General features: G+C 71.2%; 8 protein-coding genes and 1 pseudogene. 4 read left to right on the top strand and 5 right to left on the bottom strand.

What is annotated here, in order from left to right; genetic code table 11:
- Positions 1-103: 103 nt before the first annotated feature.
- Entirely contained in the window at positions 104-1,807 is a 1,704-nt protein-coding gene (treS, locus tag UK12_RS26010) for a maltose alpha-D-glucosyltransferase (RefSeq protein ID WP_045305584.1), read from the bottom strand.
- The gene (locus UK12_RS26005; protein WP_045305583.1) at positions 1,804-3,759 is read right to left on the bottom strand and encodes an alpha-1,4-glucan--maltose-1-phosphate maltosyltransferase; all 1,956 of its coding nucleotides are present in this window, start codon (positions 3,757-3,759) and stop codon (positions 1,804-1,806) included. Before UK12_RS26005 ends, treS begins: the two co-directional genes overlap by 4 nt.
- Before the next feature lie 842 nt (positions 3,760-4,601).
- On the opposite strand from UK12_RS26005, the gene glgP reads away from it, so the two are divergent.
- Complete coding sequence (gene glgP, locus UK12_RS26000; protein WP_045305582.1) at positions 4,602-7,307, top strand: alpha-glucan family phosphorylase; 2,706 nt, start codon at positions 4,602-4,604, stop codon at positions 7,305-7,307.
- 231 nt (positions 7,308-7,538) lie between these two features.
- Here the strand turns inward: glgP and UK12_RS25995 are convergent, their stop codons facing one another.
- From UK12_RS25995 to glgX, 3 genes are all read right to left on the bottom strand, one after another.
- A complete protein-coding gene (locus UK12_RS25995) occupies positions 7,539-9,428 on the bottom strand; it encodes an ABC transporter ATP-binding protein (RefSeq protein WP_045305581.1) in 1,890 nt (629 codons plus the stop codon).
- Complete coding sequence (locus UK12_RS25990) at positions 9,428-11,230, bottom strand: ABC transporter ATP-binding protein (protein WP_052682163.1); 1,803 nt, start codon at positions 11,228-11,230, stop codon at positions 9,428-9,430. The genes UK12_RS25995 and UK12_RS25990 overlap by 1 nt, the downstream gene beginning before the upstream one ends.
- Positions 11,231-11,499: 269 nt before the next feature.
- On the bottom strand, positions 11,500-13,725 hold the full coding sequence (gene glgX, locus UK12_RS25985; protein WP_082119953.1) for a glycogen debranching protein GlgX: 2,226 nt from the start codon (positions 13,723-13,725) through the stop codon (positions 11,500-11,502).
- Positions 13,726-13,963: 238 nt separating this feature from the next.
- Here glgX and UK12_RS25980 point away from each other — a divergent pair, with 238 nt between their 5' ends.
- From UK12_RS25980 to UK12_RS25970, 3 genes and pseudogenes are all read left to right on the top strand, one after another.
- Positions 13,964-15,151 carry a L,D-transpeptidase gene (locus tag UK12_RS25980; RefSeq protein WP_052682162.1) on the top strand — a complete coding sequence of 396 codons (1,188 nt, stop codon included), beginning with the start codon at positions 13,964-13,966 and terminating at the stop codon, positions 15,149-15,151.
- 171 nt (positions 15,152-15,322) lie between these two features.
- Positions 15,323-16,579 (top strand): L,D-transpeptidase, encoded by a 1,257-nt coding sequence (locus UK12_RS25975; protein ID WP_082119952.1) that lies wholly within the window; start codon positions 15,323-15,325, stop codon positions 16,577-16,579.
- 171 nt (positions 16,580-16,750) lie between these two features.
- A pseudogene (locus UK12_RS25970) lies at positions 16,751-16,972 on the top strand (L,D-transpeptidase); the annotation flags it as partial.

The raw sequence follows: 16,972 nt of genomic DNA, 5'->3' as shown, positions 1-16,972 counted from the left end.
GAGAACCCGGGGGCGCGGGTGGTGGTTCTCGCGCCCCCGGGGGGTGGAACCTGATGGATCGTTACTTCGCGGCCGTCTCTCGGCGGCCGCAACCCCACGAGCGTTACTTGGCGCGGGGGTTGCGCAGTTGGAACCAGTAGAAGCCGTGCCCGGCCAGGGTGAGCAGGTAGGGCCACTCGCCGATGGACGGGAAGCGCACGCCGCCGATCAGCTCGACCGGGTACCGTCCCCCGTACCGCCGCAGGTCCAGTTCGGTCGGCTGCGCGAACCGCGAGAAGTTGTTCACGCACATGACCAGGTCGCCCTCGTACTCGCGCACGAAGGCCAGCACCGCGGGGTTGCTGGAGGGCAGCTCGGTGTAGCTGCCGAGGCCGAACGCAGGGTTGAGCTTGCGGATCTCGATCATGCGACGCGTCCAGTGCAGCAGGGAGGACGAACTGCTCTGCTGCGCCTCGACGTTGGTCACCTGGTAGCCGTACACCGGGTCCATGATGGGCGGCAGACTGAGCCTGCCCGGGTCGGCGGAGGAGAAACCCGCGTTGCGGTCGGGCGTCCACTGCATGGGCGTTCGAACACCGTCCCGGTCGCCCAGCCAGATGTTGTCGCCCATCCCGATCTCGTCGCCGTAGTAGAGCACCGGGGAGCCCGGCAGCGAGAGCAGCAGGGCGGTGAACAGCTCGATCTGGTTGCGGTCGTTCTCCAGCAGCGGGGCGAGCCGCCGCCGGATGCCCACGTTGGCGCGCATCCGCGGGTCCTTGGCGTACTCCGCGTACATGTAGTCGCGCTCCTCGTCGGTGACCATCTCCAGGGTCAACTCGTCGTGGTTGCGCAGGAAGATGCCCCACTGACAGCCGGACGGGATGGTCGGCGTCTTGGCGAGGATCTCCGAGACCGGGTAGCGGGACTCCCGGCGCACGGCCATGAAGATCCGCGGCATCACCGGGAAGTGGAACGCCATGTGGCACTCGTCGCCGCCGGAGCCGAAGTCGCCGAAGTAGTCGACCACGTCCTCGGGCCACTGGTTGGCCTCGGCGAGCAGCACGGTGTCCGGGTAGTCGGCGTCGATCTCCTTGCGGACCCGCTGCAGGAACTCGTGGGTCTCCGGCAGGTTCTCGCAGTTGGTGCCCTCACGGGCGAACAGGTACGGCACCGCGTCCAGGCGGAAGCCGTCGATGCCGAGGTCCAGCCAGAACCGCAGGCCCGCGATCATCTCCTCCTGCACCCGCGGGTTGTCGTAGTTGAGGTCGGGCTGGTGGGAGAAGAAGCGGTGCCAGAAGTACTGCTTGCGGACCGGGTCGTAGGTCCAGTTGCTGGTCTCGGTGTCGACGAAGATGATCCGGGCGTCGGGGTACTGCTTGTCGTCGTCCGCCCACACGTAGAAGTCGCCGTACGGACCGTCGGGGTCGTTGCGGGAGGCCTGGAACCACGGGTGCTGGTCGCTGGTGTGGTTCATCACGAAGTCGATGATCACGCGCATGCCGCGCTTGTGGGCGGCGTCCACGAACTCCACGAAGTCGGCCAGGTCGCCGAACTCCGGCAGCACCGCCTTGTAGTCGGCCACGTCGTAGCCGCCGTCGCGCAGCGGGGAGGCGAAGAACGGCGGCAGCCAGAGGCAGTCCACGCCGAGCCACTGCAGGTAGTCCAGTTTGGAGGTGAGCCCCTGGAGATCGCCGACCCCGTCGCCGTTGCTGTCCTGGAAGGAGCGCACCAGGACCTCGTAGAAGACCGCGCGTTTGAACCACTCGGGGTCCAGGTTCCTGGGTGAGGTTTCGGCGAAGGTGTCGGCGACGGGCTCGTTGACTGTCACTGAGGGTTCCTCCGAACCGTGAGGATGTGGGCCGGACCGGTGGCCGGGTCGAGCCGGACGTAGTTGTGCCTGGCCCAGCTGTACGCGGCGCCGGTGAGTTCGTCGTGCACGCTCAGGCTGTGGTCGCCGTCGAGGGTGACGGTGGCCTCCTGGGCGTGGTGCGGGTCGAGGTTGACCACGGTGATCACGTGGTCGGCCAGGCCGTCGGGGGTGGTGGCCTTCTTCGAGTACGCGAGGATCCGGTCGTTGTCGGTGCTGTGGAAGGTGATGTTCCGCAGCTGCTGGAGGGCGGGATGCCGGCGGCGCAGCCGGTTGAGGGTGGTGATCAGCGGGGCCAGGGTGTCCGGGCTGGTCCAGTCCCGCGGCCGCAGCTCGTACTTCTCCGAGTGCAGGTACTCCTCCGACCCGGGCTGGGCCGGCTGGTTCTCGCAGTGCTCGTAGCCCGCGTAGACGCCCCAGGTGGGCGCGAGGGTGGCGGCGAGCGCGGCCCGGACGGCGAACGCGGCCCGGCCGCCGGTCTGCAGGTACTCGGGCAGGATGTCCGGGGTGTTGGCGAAGAAGTTGGGCCGCATGTACGCGGCCGCGTCGCCGGACAGCTCGGTGAGGTACTCGGTGAGCTCCTGCTTGGTGTTGCGCCAGGTGAAGTAGGTGTACGACTGGTGGAAGCCGACCTTCCCCAGGGTGTGCATCATCGCGGGCCGGGTGAACGCCTCGGCCAGGAAGAGCACGTCGGGGTCGGTGCGGGCGATCTCGCCGAGGACCTGCTCCCAGAACACCACCGGCTTGGTGTGCGGGTTGTCGACCCGGAAGATCCGCACGCCGTGGGCCATCCAGTGCCGCAGCACCCGCAGGGTCTCCTTGACCAGGCCGTCGAAGTCCTGGTCGAAGTTGATCGGGTAGATGTCCTGGTACTTCTTGGGCGGGTTCTCGGCGTACGCGATGGTGCCGTCCAGGCGGTGGGTGAACCACTCGGGGTGCTTGTTGACCCAGGGGTGGTCGGGGGAGCACTGGAGGGCGAAGTCCAGGGCGACTTCGAGGCCGAGTCCGCTCGCCTCGGCGACGAAGTGGTCGAAGTCCTCGATGGTGCCGAGGTCGGGATGGACCGCGTCGTGGCCGCCCTCGGGGGAGCCGATCGCCCAGGGTGAGCCGACGTCGTGCTGACCGGCGGTCAGGGTGTTGTCCGGACCCTTCCGATAGGCGCGTCCGATCGGGTGAATCGGGGGCAGGTAGACGACGTCGAACCCCATCGCGGCGACCGCGGGCAGCCGCTCGGCCGCGGTGCGGAAGGTGCCGGAGACCGGCGGAAGGTTGCCGTCCGGGTCCACCACCGCGCCCTCGGAGCGCGGGAAGAACTCGTACCAGGAGCCGAACAGCGCCCGGGGCCGGTCCACCTGGAGCGGCAGCGGGCGGGAGGTGCTGACCAGCTCGCGCAGCGGGTAGCGGGCCAGCAGCTCGGTCACCTCCGGCGCGAGCGCGGCGGCCAGCCGGCTGAGCGGGGGCAGACCGGGGTCGCGCAGCGCGTCCACGGCGGCCAGGACCTGCGCGCGCCCCTCCTTCTTCGGTACGCCTGCGGCGGCGCGTTCGAGCAGGTGCGCGCCCTCCTCCAGGACGAGCGCCGTGTCGATCCCGGCGGGCAGCTTCACCGAGGCGGTCTTGCGCCAGCTCGCGACGGGGTCGGACCAGGCCTCCACCAGGTAGGACCAGCGCCCGGGAGCGCTCGGCGCGACGTACGCGCCCCAGCGGTCGGTACCGGGCGCCAGCTCACGCATCGGCGCCCACGGGCCGCTGCGGCCGCGCGGGTCGCGCAGCACCACGTTGGCGTTGACCGCGTCGTGGCCCTCGCGGAAGACGGTGGCGGTGACCAGGAAGCTCTCGCCGACCACGGCCTTGGCCGGACGGCGCCCGGCGTCGATCAGGGGGGTGACGTCAAGGACGGGGATGCGGCCGATCACGGTGTCGCTCTCTGTCGTCTTGCGGGCTGGGGCCCTTCGGGAGGTTGACTTCCGGGGAGTGGACGACGTCCGGGGCGTGGACGTCCGGCGCGAGCTGCCGGCGGCAGCCTGCTGATCAGGAGTCTGACGGTCAGTGGCCCGGCGGGCTGCCGCGCGTGGAGCCGGCAGTGGCGGTTCCACGTCTGAGGGTGTATCGGGCTCGCCCGTCACCGAGATGGACTGGTCCCGTGTGTCGCCGTGCATGCCAAACTCCTGCCCGAGATCGGCGGCAGCTCCCGCGGGCCGGTGCGGGGCCGGGGGAGTACCGGGAGGACTACGTGGGTGAGGGAGGACGTGCGGCCGGAAGACCTGCCCGCGCCGCCGTGCGCGCGTCCCGGCGCGCAGCCCTCGGAGCACGCCCCGGGGTGACCCAACCCACTCGTGAACGAGTGGATCAAGAACCAGGACACGCGTGAGGACCACGGCTGAGGCCGAATGGGCTACGAAGGCACTGATGGTTCGTCAACGCAAGAGGTTTCCGGCCGTGGGGCAGCAGGGAGGCGCCACCCGGATCGCACTCCCCGCAGCACCAACGACCTTTGTGCATCCTCGCACCACCGGCAAGCCCTGCGTATGGGTAAGCGCGTGATTTCGGACGGTAGGCAGGGGCATATCGGCCAGCGGAAACGTAGCTGTTCCCGGCTGTTCACGCGCCAGGAGCGCATATGCGCCACCGAATGCGCCCCCGCGCGCCGTCTGTGTGGCCGTGTGCGCCGAATGTGATCTCACCAATAGCCCGAACGGGTGCGCAATACGATAGTTGACGGCCCATCACCTCCTTTGAGGGGTCTAGGCTTCACGCCGTGAAGGCAATCCGCAGATTCACCGTCCGCACTGTCCTGCCCGAACAACTCCAGCCGCTGCACGAACTCGCGCTCAATCTCCGCTGGTCCTGGCATCCGGAGACGAGGGAGCTGTTCCGCTCCGTCGATCCCGAGGTGTGGGCCGCGGTCGGCGAGGACCCGGTGCGGCTGCTCGGCGAGGTCCCGGCGACCCGGCTGGCCGCGCTGGCCGCCGACCGCCGCTTCCTGCGCAGACTCGGCGACCTCCACGACGACCTGCGCGACTACCTGACCGGACCGCGCTGGTACCAGGCCGCCCAGCCGCCCGGCGACGGCAGCGGCCCACTGCCCACCGCCATCGCCTACTTCTCGCCCGAGTACGGGATCGCCGCCACGCTCCCCCAGTACTCCGGCGGACTCGGCATCCTGGCGGGCGACCACCTCAAGGCCGCCAGCGACCTCGGGGTGCCGATCATCGGCGTCGGCCTGTTCTACCGGCACGGCTACTTCCGCCAGTCGCTCTCCCGGGACGGCTGGCAGCTGGAGCGTTACCCGCTGCTCGACCCGGACGAACTGGCCGTCAGCCTGCTCCGGGAGAGCGACGGCAGCCCCTGCCGGGTCGACCTGGCCCTCCCGGCCGGGCGCACCCTCGCCGCCCACGTCTGGAAGGCCCAGGTCGGGCGGGTGCCGCTGCTGCTGCTCGACTCCGACATCGAACCCAACAGCACCGCCGACCGCAATGTCACCGACCGCCTCTACGGCGGCGGCAGCGAGCACCGGCTGCTCCAGGAGATGCTGCTCGGCATCGGCGGCGTCCGCGCTGTCCGCACCTACTGCCGGCTCACCGGCCACCCCGAGCCCGAGGTCTTCCACACCAACGAGGGCCACGCGGGCTTCCTCGGCGTCGAGCGGATCCGCGAACTGATCGACGAGCGGGAGAAGCCCGTCGGCGACGCGCAGGGCCTCGGCTTCGCCGCCGCCCTGGAGGCCGTCCGGGCGGGCACCGTCTTCACCACCCACACCCCCGTCCCCGCCGGGATCGACCGCTTCGACCGCGACCTGGTCGCCCGGCACTTCAGCGGCGACGCCGCACTCGCCGGAGTGCCGGTGGAGCAGGTGCTCGCGCTCGGCGCCGAGACCTGGACGGGCGGCGACCCCAAGCTGTTCAACATGGCGGCCATGGGCCTGCGGCTGGCCCAGCGGGCCAACGGCGTCTCGACCCTGCACGGCGAGGTCAGCCGGTCGATGTTCAACGGCCTGTGGCCCGGCTTCGACGCCACCGAGATCCCGATCACCTCGATCACCAACGGCGTCCACGCTCCCACCTGGATCGACCCGGCCGTGGTCCGGCTCGGCGCCACCGAGATCGGCCTGGAGCGCGCCGAGGACGCCATGATGACCGGCGAGGCCAAGCGCTGGACCGGCCTGGAGCGGATCGGCAACGCCGAGATCTGGGAGCTGCGCCGCACCCTGCGCAGCCAGCTGGTCGAGGAGGCCAGGCACCGGGTGCGCGCCTCCTGGCGCCAGCGCGGCGCCGGCGACGCCGAGCTCGGCTGGGTCGGCAGCACCCTCGACCCGGACGTGCTCACCATCGGCTTCGCCCGGCGGGTCCCCTCGTACAAGCGGCTCACCCTGATGCTGCGCGACCGGGCCCGGCTGCGGGAGCTGCTGCTGCACCCGACCAGGCCGGTGCAGATCGTGGTCGCGGGCAAGGCCCACCCGGCCGACGACGGCGGAAAGCGGCTGATCCAGCAGCTGGTCGCGTTCGCCGACGATCCCGCGGTCCGGCACCGGATCGTCTTCCTGCCCGACTACGACATGGCCATGGCCCAGCACCTCTACCCCGGCTGCGACGTCTGGCTGAACAACCCGCTCCGGCCACTGGAGGCCTGCGGCACGTCCGGGATGAAGGCGGCGCTCAACGGCTGCCTCAACCTCTCCATCCTGGACGGCTGGTGGGACGAGTGGTACGACGGCCAGAACGGCTGGGCCATCCCGACCGCCGACGGCATCGGCTCCACGCTCGACCCCGACAGCACCGAGGCCGACCGCCGGGACGACATCGAGGCCGCCGCGCTCTACGACCTGATCGAGCACCAGGTCGCCGCCCGGTTCTACGACCGGGGCGCGGACGGGCTGCCGCACCGCTGGATCGCCATGGTCCGGCACACCCTGGTGACCCTGGGGCCGAAGGTGCTGGCCGGACGGATGGTCCGGGAGTACGTCGAGCGGCTGTACGCGCCGGCGGCCGTGGCCCGGCGGGAGCTCAGCGACGGGATGCCCGGTGAGGTCGGCTACGCCGGGGCACGGGAGCTGGCGGAGTGGAAGGCCAGGGTCCGCGAGGGCTGGCCGGCCGTCCGGGTCGAGCACGTCGAGGCCGAGGGCCTGGCCGAGGCCCAGGAGCTGGGCTCCACGCTCACCCTCCGGGTCCAGGTCTCGCTCGGGCAGCTGGAGCCGGCCGACGTGGAGGTGCAGGTGGTGTCCGGGCGGGTGGACGAGTCCGACGCGATCTCGGACGCCGTCGTGCTGCTGCTCAAGCCGACCGGCGGCGCCGACCTCGACGGCCGCCACCGCTACGAGGGTTCGCTCGAACTCTGCCGCACCGGCCCGTTCGGCTACACCGTCCGGGTCCTGCCCGCCCACCGCCTGCTGGCCTCACCGGCCGAGCCGGGCCTGGTCGCGCTCCCCGCGGAGACCGCGGGCATGGACGCGGGCATGCTCCGCTAGGCGCGAGCCCTTCAGGGGCTCGGGGCGGCTCCTCGGGGGCGCGGGGAACGGCGCGAGAAACCTTGCACCTCCGTGCATGGCCGGTCGCGCCGTTCCCCGTGCCCCTCAGACAGTGCAGGTGGGGGTTCGCTCAAGAGCTTTACCGCGATGGGTGGTTGGGCGTGCACGCAGTCGATCGAGCGGAGCCCCGTGCCCCTGGAAGCGAACCCCCTTGCGCCGGAAGGGAGATCGTCAGACCAGGCTCTCCCGCCAGGCGTGGTGGAGGTCGGCGAACCGGCCGCGGCCGTCGATCAGTTCGGTGGGGGTGCCGTCCTCGACGATCCGGCCCTGGTCCATGACCAGGACGCGGTCGGCGATCTCCACGGTGGAGAGCCGGTGCGCGATGATCACGGCCGTCCGGCCGGCCAGCACGGTCCGCATCGCCCGCTGGACCGCCTGCTCGCCCGGCACGTCCAGCGAGGAGGTGGCCTCGTCCAGGATCAGCACCGCCGGGTCGGCGAGCAGGGCCCGGGCGAAGGCCACCAACTGCCGCTGGCCCGCGGAGATCCGGCCGCCGCGCTTGCGGACGTCGGTGTCGAACCCGTCGGGCAGCGCCGCGATGAACTCGTACGCGCCGATCTCCCGGGCCGCCTGCTCGACCTCCTCGCGGGTGGCGCCGGGCCTGCCGATGGCGATGTTCTCGGCGACCGTGCCGGAGAACAGGAACGACTCCTGGGTCACCATGACCACCCCGCGCCGGAGTTCGGCGGTGGAGAGCTCGCGCAGGTCCACGCCGTCCAGGGTGATCCGGCCGCTGGTCGGGTCGTAGAACCGGGCGAGCAGCTTGGCCAGCGTGGACTTGCCGGCGCCGGTCGCGCCGACCACGGCGGTGGTCTGCCCGGCGGGCAGCACCAGGTCGAAGGAGGGCAGCACCTCCTTGCCCGTCCGGTACGCGAAGCGGACCTGCTCGAAGCCCACCTCGCGGCCCTTCAGCGCGTTCGCGGGCAGGTCGAGGGGCGATGCGGGCTCGGCGACCGTGGGCTCGTGGGCGAGCAGACCGGCCATCTTCTCCAGCGCGGCGGCGGCCGACTGGTAGCTGTTCAGGAACATCGCCAGCTGGTCGATCGGGTCGTACAGCCGCCGGAGGTAGAGCACGAAGGCGGTGAGCACGCCGAGCTCCAGGCTGCCGTCGCTGACCAGGAAGGCGCCGAGGACCACCACGCCGGTGATCCAGACGTTGGCGGTGGCCCGGGAGAAGCCGACGTACCGGGCCATCTCCAGCAGGCCGTCCGCGGTGGCGGCGGCCGACTGGCGGTTGGTGGTGTCGAAGGCCGCGTTGTTGGCCGCCTCGCGGCGGAACGCCTGGACCGGGCGGATGCCGTTCATGGTCTCGCTGAACTTGACGATCAGCCCGGCCGCCGCCGTCCGGGAGCGCCGGTAGACCCGAAGCGAGCGGCGCCGGAACGAACGGACGATCAGGTACATCGGCAGGAAGGAGACCAGCGCCGCCAGGCCGAGCCGCCAGTCCATCACCAGCAGGACCACGGCGATGTAGCAGACCGACAGGACGACCGTCAGCAGCTCCTGCAGGCCCTCGGAGAGCAGTTCGCGCAGGGCGTCCACGTCGCTGGTCGCCCGGGAGATGATCCGGCCCGAGGTGTAGCGCTCGTGGAAGTCCAGGCTGAGCCGCTGGGCGTGCCGGAAGATCCGGCCGCGCAGGTCGAGCAGGATGTCCTGGTTGATCCGGCCGCTGAGGCGGATGAACGCCCGCTGGAGCACGGTGCTCAGCAGGCCGCAGCCCAGGTAGGCGGCGATCACGGCGACCAGCGGGCCGCTGTCGTGGTCGCGCAGCGCCGGGATGCCCCGGTCCATCGCGAGGGCGACCAGCAGCGGGCCCGACTGCAGCGCGGCCTGCTGGACCATGACCACCAGCATCGCGACGGCGATCGGGCGGCGGTGCGGGCCGAGCAGTTCGCGCAGCAGGGTGCGGGCGGCGCCCGGTGGGACCGGGATGTCCTCGCCCTCGTCGGGCGGCGGGAGCTCCTCGGCCTCGGCGGCCCCGGTCGCGGTGTCGGCCGGCTTGGCGGACTTCGCGGACTCGTCGGACTTCCCGGACTTGGCCGGTTCGACGGTGGTGGTCATCAGGCGGTGCTCCCTTCGAGCGCCGGGGCTGCCGGACCGGTGGCGGCCTCGCCCGACATCAGCTCGCGGTAGACCGGCGAGCTCTTCAGCAGTTCCTGGTGGGTGCCGACGGCGGCGATCCGGCCCTGGTCCAGGACCGCGACCCGGTCGGCGAGCAGTACGGTGCTCGGCCGGTGCGCCACCACCAGCGCGGTGGTGCCGCCGAGCACCTGGCGGAGCGCCTGCTCGACCAGGGCCTCGGTGTGCACGTCCAGGGCGGAGAGCGGGTCGTCCAGCACCAGGAAGTCCGGCTCGCCGACCACCGCGCGGGCCAGCGCGAGGCGCTGCCGCTGGCCGCCGGAGAGACTCAGCCCCTGCTCGCCGACCTGGGTCTCGACCCCGGCCGGAAGCCGCTCGACGAAGCCCGCCTGGGCGGTCTCCAGTGCGGCGGTGAGCTGTTCGGCGGTGGCGTCCGGCGCGCCCATCAGGACGTTCTCCCGGACCGTGGCGGAGAACAGGGTCGGCTCCTCGAAGGCGACCGAGACCAGCTCGCGCAGCTGCGGCCGGGTGATGTCCCGGATGTCGGTCCCGTCCAGGGTGATCCGGCCCCCGGTCGCCTCGTAGAGGCGGGGGAGCAGCGCGGTGAGCGTGGTCTTGCCGCTGCCGGTCGCGCCGACCAGCGCCATCGTCTCGCCGCTGCGGATGTGCAGGTCGACGCCGCGCAGCAGGTCGGGCGAGTCGGCGGGGGCGTCCGGGTAGCGGAAGCGCACGCCGCTGAACCGGATGCCCTGCTCGGCCCGGACCGGGTGCCCGGAGGGCTGGTCGGGGTGCTCGGGCTCGTCCATCACCTCGAAGAACCGGTCCGTGGCGGTGGCGGCCTCGTTGGCGTAGGCGAGCAGCCAGCCGAGCGACTCGACCGGCCAGCGCAGGGCGAGCGCGGTGGAGAGGAAGGCGACCAGGGTGCCGGTGGTGAGCTCGTCGTTCGCGACCCGGATCGCGCCGACCGCCAGCGCGCAGCCGAGGGCGAACTCCGGCAGGCCGACGATCACGGCCCACAGGTTGGCCAGCTGATCGGCCTTCGCCAGCTCGGTGCCGCGCAGTTCGCGGGTCTGCCGCTTGAAGCGCTCGGCCATGGTGCGGTGGCGGCCGAAGGCCTTGAGGATGCGGATGCCGAGGATGGACTCCTCGATCACGGTGGCCAGGTCGCCGTTCTGGTCCTGGGAGCGGCGGGCGAGCTCGGCGTACCTGGACTCGAAATGGCGGGTGAGCACCATCAGCGGTGCGGCGGGCAGCAGGGTGATCAGTCCGAGGCGCCAGTCCAGGGTGAACATCAGCACCGTGCCGGTCAGGAAGACCAGGGAGTTGACGATCAGGAAGACCAGCGGGAAGGCCAGGAACAGCCGCATGGTGAACATGTCGGAGGTGGCCCGGGAGAGCAGCTGCCCCGAGGGCCAGCGGTCGTGGAAGGAGACCGGCAGGCGCTGGAGCTTGGCGTAGAGGTCGCCGCGCATGGCGCGTTCCACCCGGGCGAGCGGGCGGGCCACGATCACCCGTCGGACGCCGAACAGGCCGGCCTCGACCAGCCCGAGCAGCAGGAGCAGCCCGGCGAGCGGCCAGAGCGCACGCAGGTCGTGGTCGGCGATCGGGCCGTCCACGATGCCGCGGAGCACCAGGGGGACGACGAGGACGCTGCCGGAGGCGATCAGCGCGGCGGCGACCGAGCCGACGATCCGCCAGCGGACTTCGCGCGCGTAGGGCCACAGGCGCAGGAGTGAGCGCACCGTGGACCGGTGGACGGGAACGGGAGTTTGGTTCGTGGCCATCGCGGAGAGGGTAGGGCCGGGGCGTGTCATTTCTCATCTGGTTTTACGGACCTGACGACGCGAACCGGCCATCTTCGCCGAGGGGTTGAGGTGCACCAGCGGGGGCGCGGGGACCTGCGCGAATCGGGAGGCTCCTGGGCCGCAGTGAACCCGGTGGCGCACGGTGCACCTCCGGACAGTGCGAGTCCGGGTTCGTTCAAGACCGCTACGACGGCGGGTGGTTGGCCGCACACGCGGTCGATCGAGCAGAGCCCCGCGCCCCGGTCCGCTTACGCGGAACAGCGGAACAGGCGGCAGGAGCGGGCGGCCAGCTGGACGACGGCCAGGGCCTGGTGGTGGCGGGACGGGAGGTCGGGGCGGGCGGTGTCGAGGACGGACTCGTAGGCCGCGGCCCAGGGTTCGCCCGGGAGGGTGAAGGGGACCGCCTGGGCGCCGGCGTTGAGGACCAGCAGGAAGCTGTCGTCGGTGAGGGCACGGCCGTACTGGTCGCGCTCGGACATCGCGGTGCCGGAGAGCAGCATGCCGAGCACGGCGGTCGGCGCGAACCAGTCGGCCTCGGTCATCTCCCGTCCGCGCGCGGTGAACCAGGCCAGGTCCTGCTGCCCGCCGGGCACCGCCGCGCGGCCGGAGAAGAAGGCCCGCTGCCGCAGGACGGGATGCTCGCGCCGGAGCCGGATCAGCCGCGCGGTCAGGTCGTGCAGGGCCCGCCACTCGGGGTCGTCCAGCAGCGACCAGTCGAGCCAGCTGGCGTCGGTGTCCTGGCAGTAGGCGTTGTTGTTGCCGCCCTGGGTGCGGCCGAGCTCGTCCCCGGCGGTGAGCATGGGGACGCCGGTGGAGAGCAGCAGGGTGGTGAGCATGTTGCGCAGTTGGCGGTGCCTCAGTTCCATGATGCCCGGCTCGGCGCTCTCGCCCTCGGCACCGCAGTTCCAGGACCGGTTGTCGTCGGTGCCGTCCCGGTTGTCCTCGCCGTTGGCCTCGTTGTGCTTGCGCTGGTAGGACACCAGGTCGCGCAGGGTGAAGCCGTCGTGGGCGGTGATGAAGTTGACGGAGGCGTACGGCCGGCGCCCGCCGCGCTGGTAGAGGTCGGAGGAGCCGGAGAGCCGGTAGCCGAGTTCCCGGACGTCGGGGCGGGCGCCGCGCCAGAAGTCGCGGACGGTGTCGCGGTACTTGTCGTTCCACTCGGCCCACAGCGGCGGGAAGCCGCCGACCTGGTAGCCGCCGGGGCCGACGTCCCAGGGCTCGGCGATCAGCTTGACCCGGCTGAGCACCGGGTCCTGGGAGACCGCGGCCAGGAAGGGGTGGTGCATCTCGACGCCGTCGCTGCCCCGGGCGAGGGCCGCGGCCAGGTCGAAGCGGAAGCCGTCCACGCCCATCTCGGTGACCCAGTAGCGCAGCGAGTCGGTGATCAGCCGGACCACCTGCGGCTGCCGGGTGTCCAGGGTGTTGCCGCAGCCGGTGTAGTCGGCGTAGCCGCGGCGGCTGCGGTCCAGGCGGTAGTAGGCGCCGTTGTCGATGCCGCGCAGCGAGAGGGCCGGGCCCATCACGCCGCTCTCGGCGGTGTGGTTGTAGACCACGTCGAGGATCACCTCGATGCCCGCCGCGTGCAGCGCGCGCACCATCCGTTTGAACTCGCCCACCTGCTGGCCCCGGCTGCCGCCCGCGGAGTACCCGGCGTGCGGGGCGAAGTAACCGAGCGTGTTGTAGCCCCAGTAGTTGGTGAGCCCGCGCTGCTGGAGGTGGTCCTCGCTGACGTGGTGGTGGACCGGCAGCAGTTCGACGGCGGTGACGCCGAGGCCGGTCAGGTGCTCCAGCGCGGCCGGGTGGGCCAGTCCGGCGTACGTGCCGCGCAGCTCGGCGGGGATGCCGGGGTGGCGCATGGTGAAGCCCCGGACGTGCAGCTCGTACAGCACGGTCTCGGCCCAGGGGGTCTTGGGGCGCTGGTCGTCGTACCAGTCGTCGTCGTCGTGGACCACCACCGCCTTGGGCACGTACGGGGCGGAGTCCCGGTTGTCCCGCACGGTGTCGGCGACCTCGCGCTCGGGCCAGTTGCGGACGGCGGTGCAGACGGCGTCGTGGCTGGTGTAGTGGCCGTCGATGGCGCGGGCGTACGGGTCGAGCAGCAGTTTCGCGGGGTTCCAGCGGGCGCCGGTCCACGGGTCCCACCGGCCGTGCACCCGGTAGCCGTAGCGGGTGCCGGGGAGGACGCCCGGCAGGTAGCCGTGCCAGGTCTGGAAGTTCTGCTCGGTGAGCGGGTGCCGGCTCTCCCGGCCCTCCTCGTCGAACAGGCAGAGCTCCACGGCCTCGGCCCCGGCGGCCCAGAGCGCGAAGTTGGTGCCCCGGCTCCCCTGCGGGCCGGTGCGGAACCGGGCACCGAGCGGCTGCCAGCTGCCGGGCCAGGGGGCGGCGGTGCCGGGGGGCGGGGCGGTGCCGTTGGGGTGGGCTCTGGCGGGCGCACGTCGAAGGGCCTCCTGCCCCAGCTCCTGCCACGCCACCATGCCCGCACCCTCCCAGCGCGGGGAGTCCCGTTCCCCGCCTCCCTCTTGTTCCCTGATCGGCTGCTGCTGTCACGTGACGGCGTGTCTCGTGACGGACCGTGAACGATTCTGTTCGTACGCTGGTCCCGCAGGCGTCCGCCGACTGAAATCGTTCCCTCGTGTCCGCCCGACGATGCGGTCGTTATGCCCGGCATCGGGCGGAACCGATGGAAACAACTGAAACCGGGAGGGCCGGAACATGCACCCGGCAGTACGGGTCTGGGGTCGGTGCGCAGGGGTGCTCGGGCTGCTGCTGCTCGCCGGGTGCTCCAGCCCGTCGCCCTCCGGCGACTCCTCGCCACCGGTCTCCCGCGCGGTGATCACCACCAGTCCGGTGGACGGCAGTCAGAACGTCCCGCTGGACGGCGGGGTCAAGGTGACGGTCGAGCAGGGCAGGCTGGTCTCCGTCCGCCTCGCCGACAACCGGGGCAACCAGCTGACCGGGCACATCAGCCCCGACGGGGCCAGCTGGATCCCGGACGCCAGGCTCGCCCTCACCACCCCCTACCAGCTGAACGCGGTGGCCAAGGACCGCGAGGGCCTGCGGTCGGTCAACCACACCGCCTTCACCACCGTCACCCCCGAGCACACCTTCGCGGCCTTCTTCACCCCCGAGGACGGCAGCACGGTCGGCATCGGCATGCCGGTCTCGCTGCACTTCAACCGCCCGATCACCGAGCGGGCCACGGTGGAGCACGGCATCGGGGTCAGTGCCCGGCCGTCGGTGCCGCTGCGTGCCCGCTGGTTCGGCAACCAGCGGCTGGACATCCGCCCGGAGAAGTACTGGGCGCCGGGCACCAGGGTGACCCTGTCCCTGCACCTGAAGGACGTGGAGGGCGCACCCGGCGACTACGGCACCCAGCAGAAGGACGTCCACTTCACCGTCGGGCGCTCCCAGATCAGCACCGTCGACCTGGACGGCCACCGCCTGACCGTCCGCCAGGGCAGACGGGTGGTCAACACCCTGCCGATCTCCGCCGGCGACTCGGAGCACCTCACCTATCGCGGCACCATGGTGATCTCGGAGAAGTTCGAGGTGACCCGGATGGACTCGCAGACCGTCGGCCTGGGCGACGAGTACGACATCAAGGACGTGCCGCACGCCATGCGCCTCACCCAGTCCGGCACCTTCCTGCACGGCAACTACTGGACGCCCAGGGAGGTCTTCGGCAGCGCCAACACCAGCCACGGCTGCATCGGCCTGGAGGACGAGAAGGGCGGCTCGGGCGGCAGTGCGGCGGGGTGGCTGTTCGACCACTCGCTGGTCGGCGACGTGGTCGAGGTGCACGGTCACGAGGGGGCCCGGGTGTCGGCGGACAACGGGCTCAGCGGCTGGAACCTGCCGTGGGACCAGTGGCACGCCATGGTCGATCCGGCAGCACACTGAGTACGCACGACCTCCGCCCAGGATTCACTCAGATGCTCCAGTTATCCTGACGTACCGCATCGGCCGAGGCTCCGCCCCGACGGCCGAGTGCGACGGAAGTCTCCGGCTCCGGTGCAACTTTCCGGGCTCGTGGTGCGTGTATTCGGTGTGGATACCGGGAGGGGAGCAGTAGTGAAGCCCGTTCAGACGGCCGACGCCGCGATATCGACGGCCCTGGGGCCGACCCGGCGAGGCGGCGCCCGCGGGGCGGGCCGACGGGCCGGCGTCGCGCTGGTGATGGGCGGCGTGCTCCTGCTCGGCGCGGCCTGCAGCTCCGGTGGTCCGGCGGCCAAGGACGACGCCTCCGGCGGTGCCCCGGCCTCGGCCGCGCCGAAGACCTCGGCGGCCGTGGTGACGGTCTCGGCCAAGGACGGCGCCACCAACGTGGCCCCGTCCGGCTTCCAGGTCACGGTGGCCAGCGGCAAGCTGACCACCGTCGAGATGACCGACAAGAACGGCAAGGCGGTGGAGGGCCAGATCGCCGCCGACGGTCTGAGCTGGAAGCCCGGCAGCGCGCTCGCGGTGGGCACGGTCTACACCGTGAACGCCCAGGCCAAGGACTCGGCCGGGCTGGTCTCGGCCGCCACCAGCAGCTTCACCACGCTCTCCCCGGCCAAGACCGCCGCCGCCACCGACAACATCGCGGACAACGGCACCTACGGCGTCGGCATGATCGTCTCGGTGAACTTCAACAAGCCGATCAAGAACAAGGACGACGTGGTCAAGAACATCACGTTCGAGACCAGCGACGGCAGCACGGTGAAGGGCCACTGGTTCGGTAGCCAGCGGCTGGACTTCCGGCCGGAGAAGTACTGGAAGCCGGACACCAAGGTGACCGTGCACTACCGGCTGAAGAACGTCGAGGTCGCGCCCGGCGTCTACGGCGACGTGGACCGGGACGAGCCGTTCAGGATCGGCCGGGAACGGATCAGCACCGCCGACGCGGCCACCCACCAGATGACCGTCCAGCAGGGCGGCAGCACGGTGAAGACCATTCCGATCACGGCCGGGAACGACGACAACCCGTCCTGGAACGGCACCATGGTCATCTCCGGCAAGGAGAAGGTGACCCGGATGAACTCGGCCACCGTCTCCAACGTCAAGGGCTCCGAGTACGACATCTCGGACGTGCCGCACGCGATGCGGCTCACCACCTCGGGCACCTATGTGCACGGCAACTACTGGGGCTCGTCCTTCGGCAAGGCCAACGCCAGCCACGGCTGCATCTCGATGCAGGACGCCAAGGGCGGCGACGACTCCTCCACCGCCGGCAAGTTCTTCGCGGACTCGATCGTCGGCGACGTGGTGAAGGTGGTCAACTCCAAGGGGAAGACGGTCCAGCCGGACAACGGTCTGAGTGGCTGGAACGTGAGCTGGGCCAACTGGTAGGAGCCGATCGGCCTCCTCGGACAGCACGGCACGGTCCGGCCGCTCCGGCGAGTGGCCGGACCGTTGTTGTGTTTTCGTGACTCGATCCTCGGTGTCGGGCGCAACTTATCGAGCGGATACGACGTGTATACCGCTGGGATCCAGGGATTTGAGGGGACGAACGTGAAGTCGGTGAGCAGGGCCCTGGTGGCCGGATTGCTCGGAGGCGCGCTGGCGCTGACCACGGCCTGCAGCAGTGGCGGCGGCAAGGGCGGCTCCTCGGACGGGGGCAAGCCGGCCGACTCCAAGGCGGCGGTGTCGGCGGCGCAGATCGCGATCGAGCCGAAGACCGGTGCGAGCGACGTGAAGCCGTCGGGTGCGCTGAAGGTGTCGGTGGCGAGCGGCAAGCTGAGC

The organism is Saccharothrix sp. ST-888 (assembly GCF_000955975.1).
Classification (GTDB): Bacteria; Actinomycetota; Actinomycetes; order Streptomycetales; family Streptomycetaceae; genus Kitasatospora.
Note: the sequence above shows the minus strand (reverse complement) of the source record. Positions and strands in the feature narration are given on the sequence as shown.

Excerpts from the sequence above, each read along its gene's own strand:
- UK12_RS25995 (WP_045305581.1), bottom strand. The coding sequence starts at position 9,428 with ATGACCACCACCGTCGAACCGGCCAAGTCCGGGAAGTCCGACGAGTCC.
- glgX (WP_082119953.1), bottom strand. The coding sequence starts at position 13,725 with ATGGTGGCGTGGCAGGAGCTGGGGCAGGAGGCCCTTCGACGTGCGCCC.
- UK12_RS25980 (WP_052682162.1), top strand. The coding sequence starts at position 13,964 with ATGCACCCGGCAGTACGGGTCTGGGGTCGGTGCGCAGGGGTGCTCGGG.
- UK12_RS25990 (WP_052682163.1), bottom strand. The coding sequence starts at position 11,230 with ATGGCCACGAACCAAACTCCCGTTCCCGTCCACCGGTCCACGGTGCGC.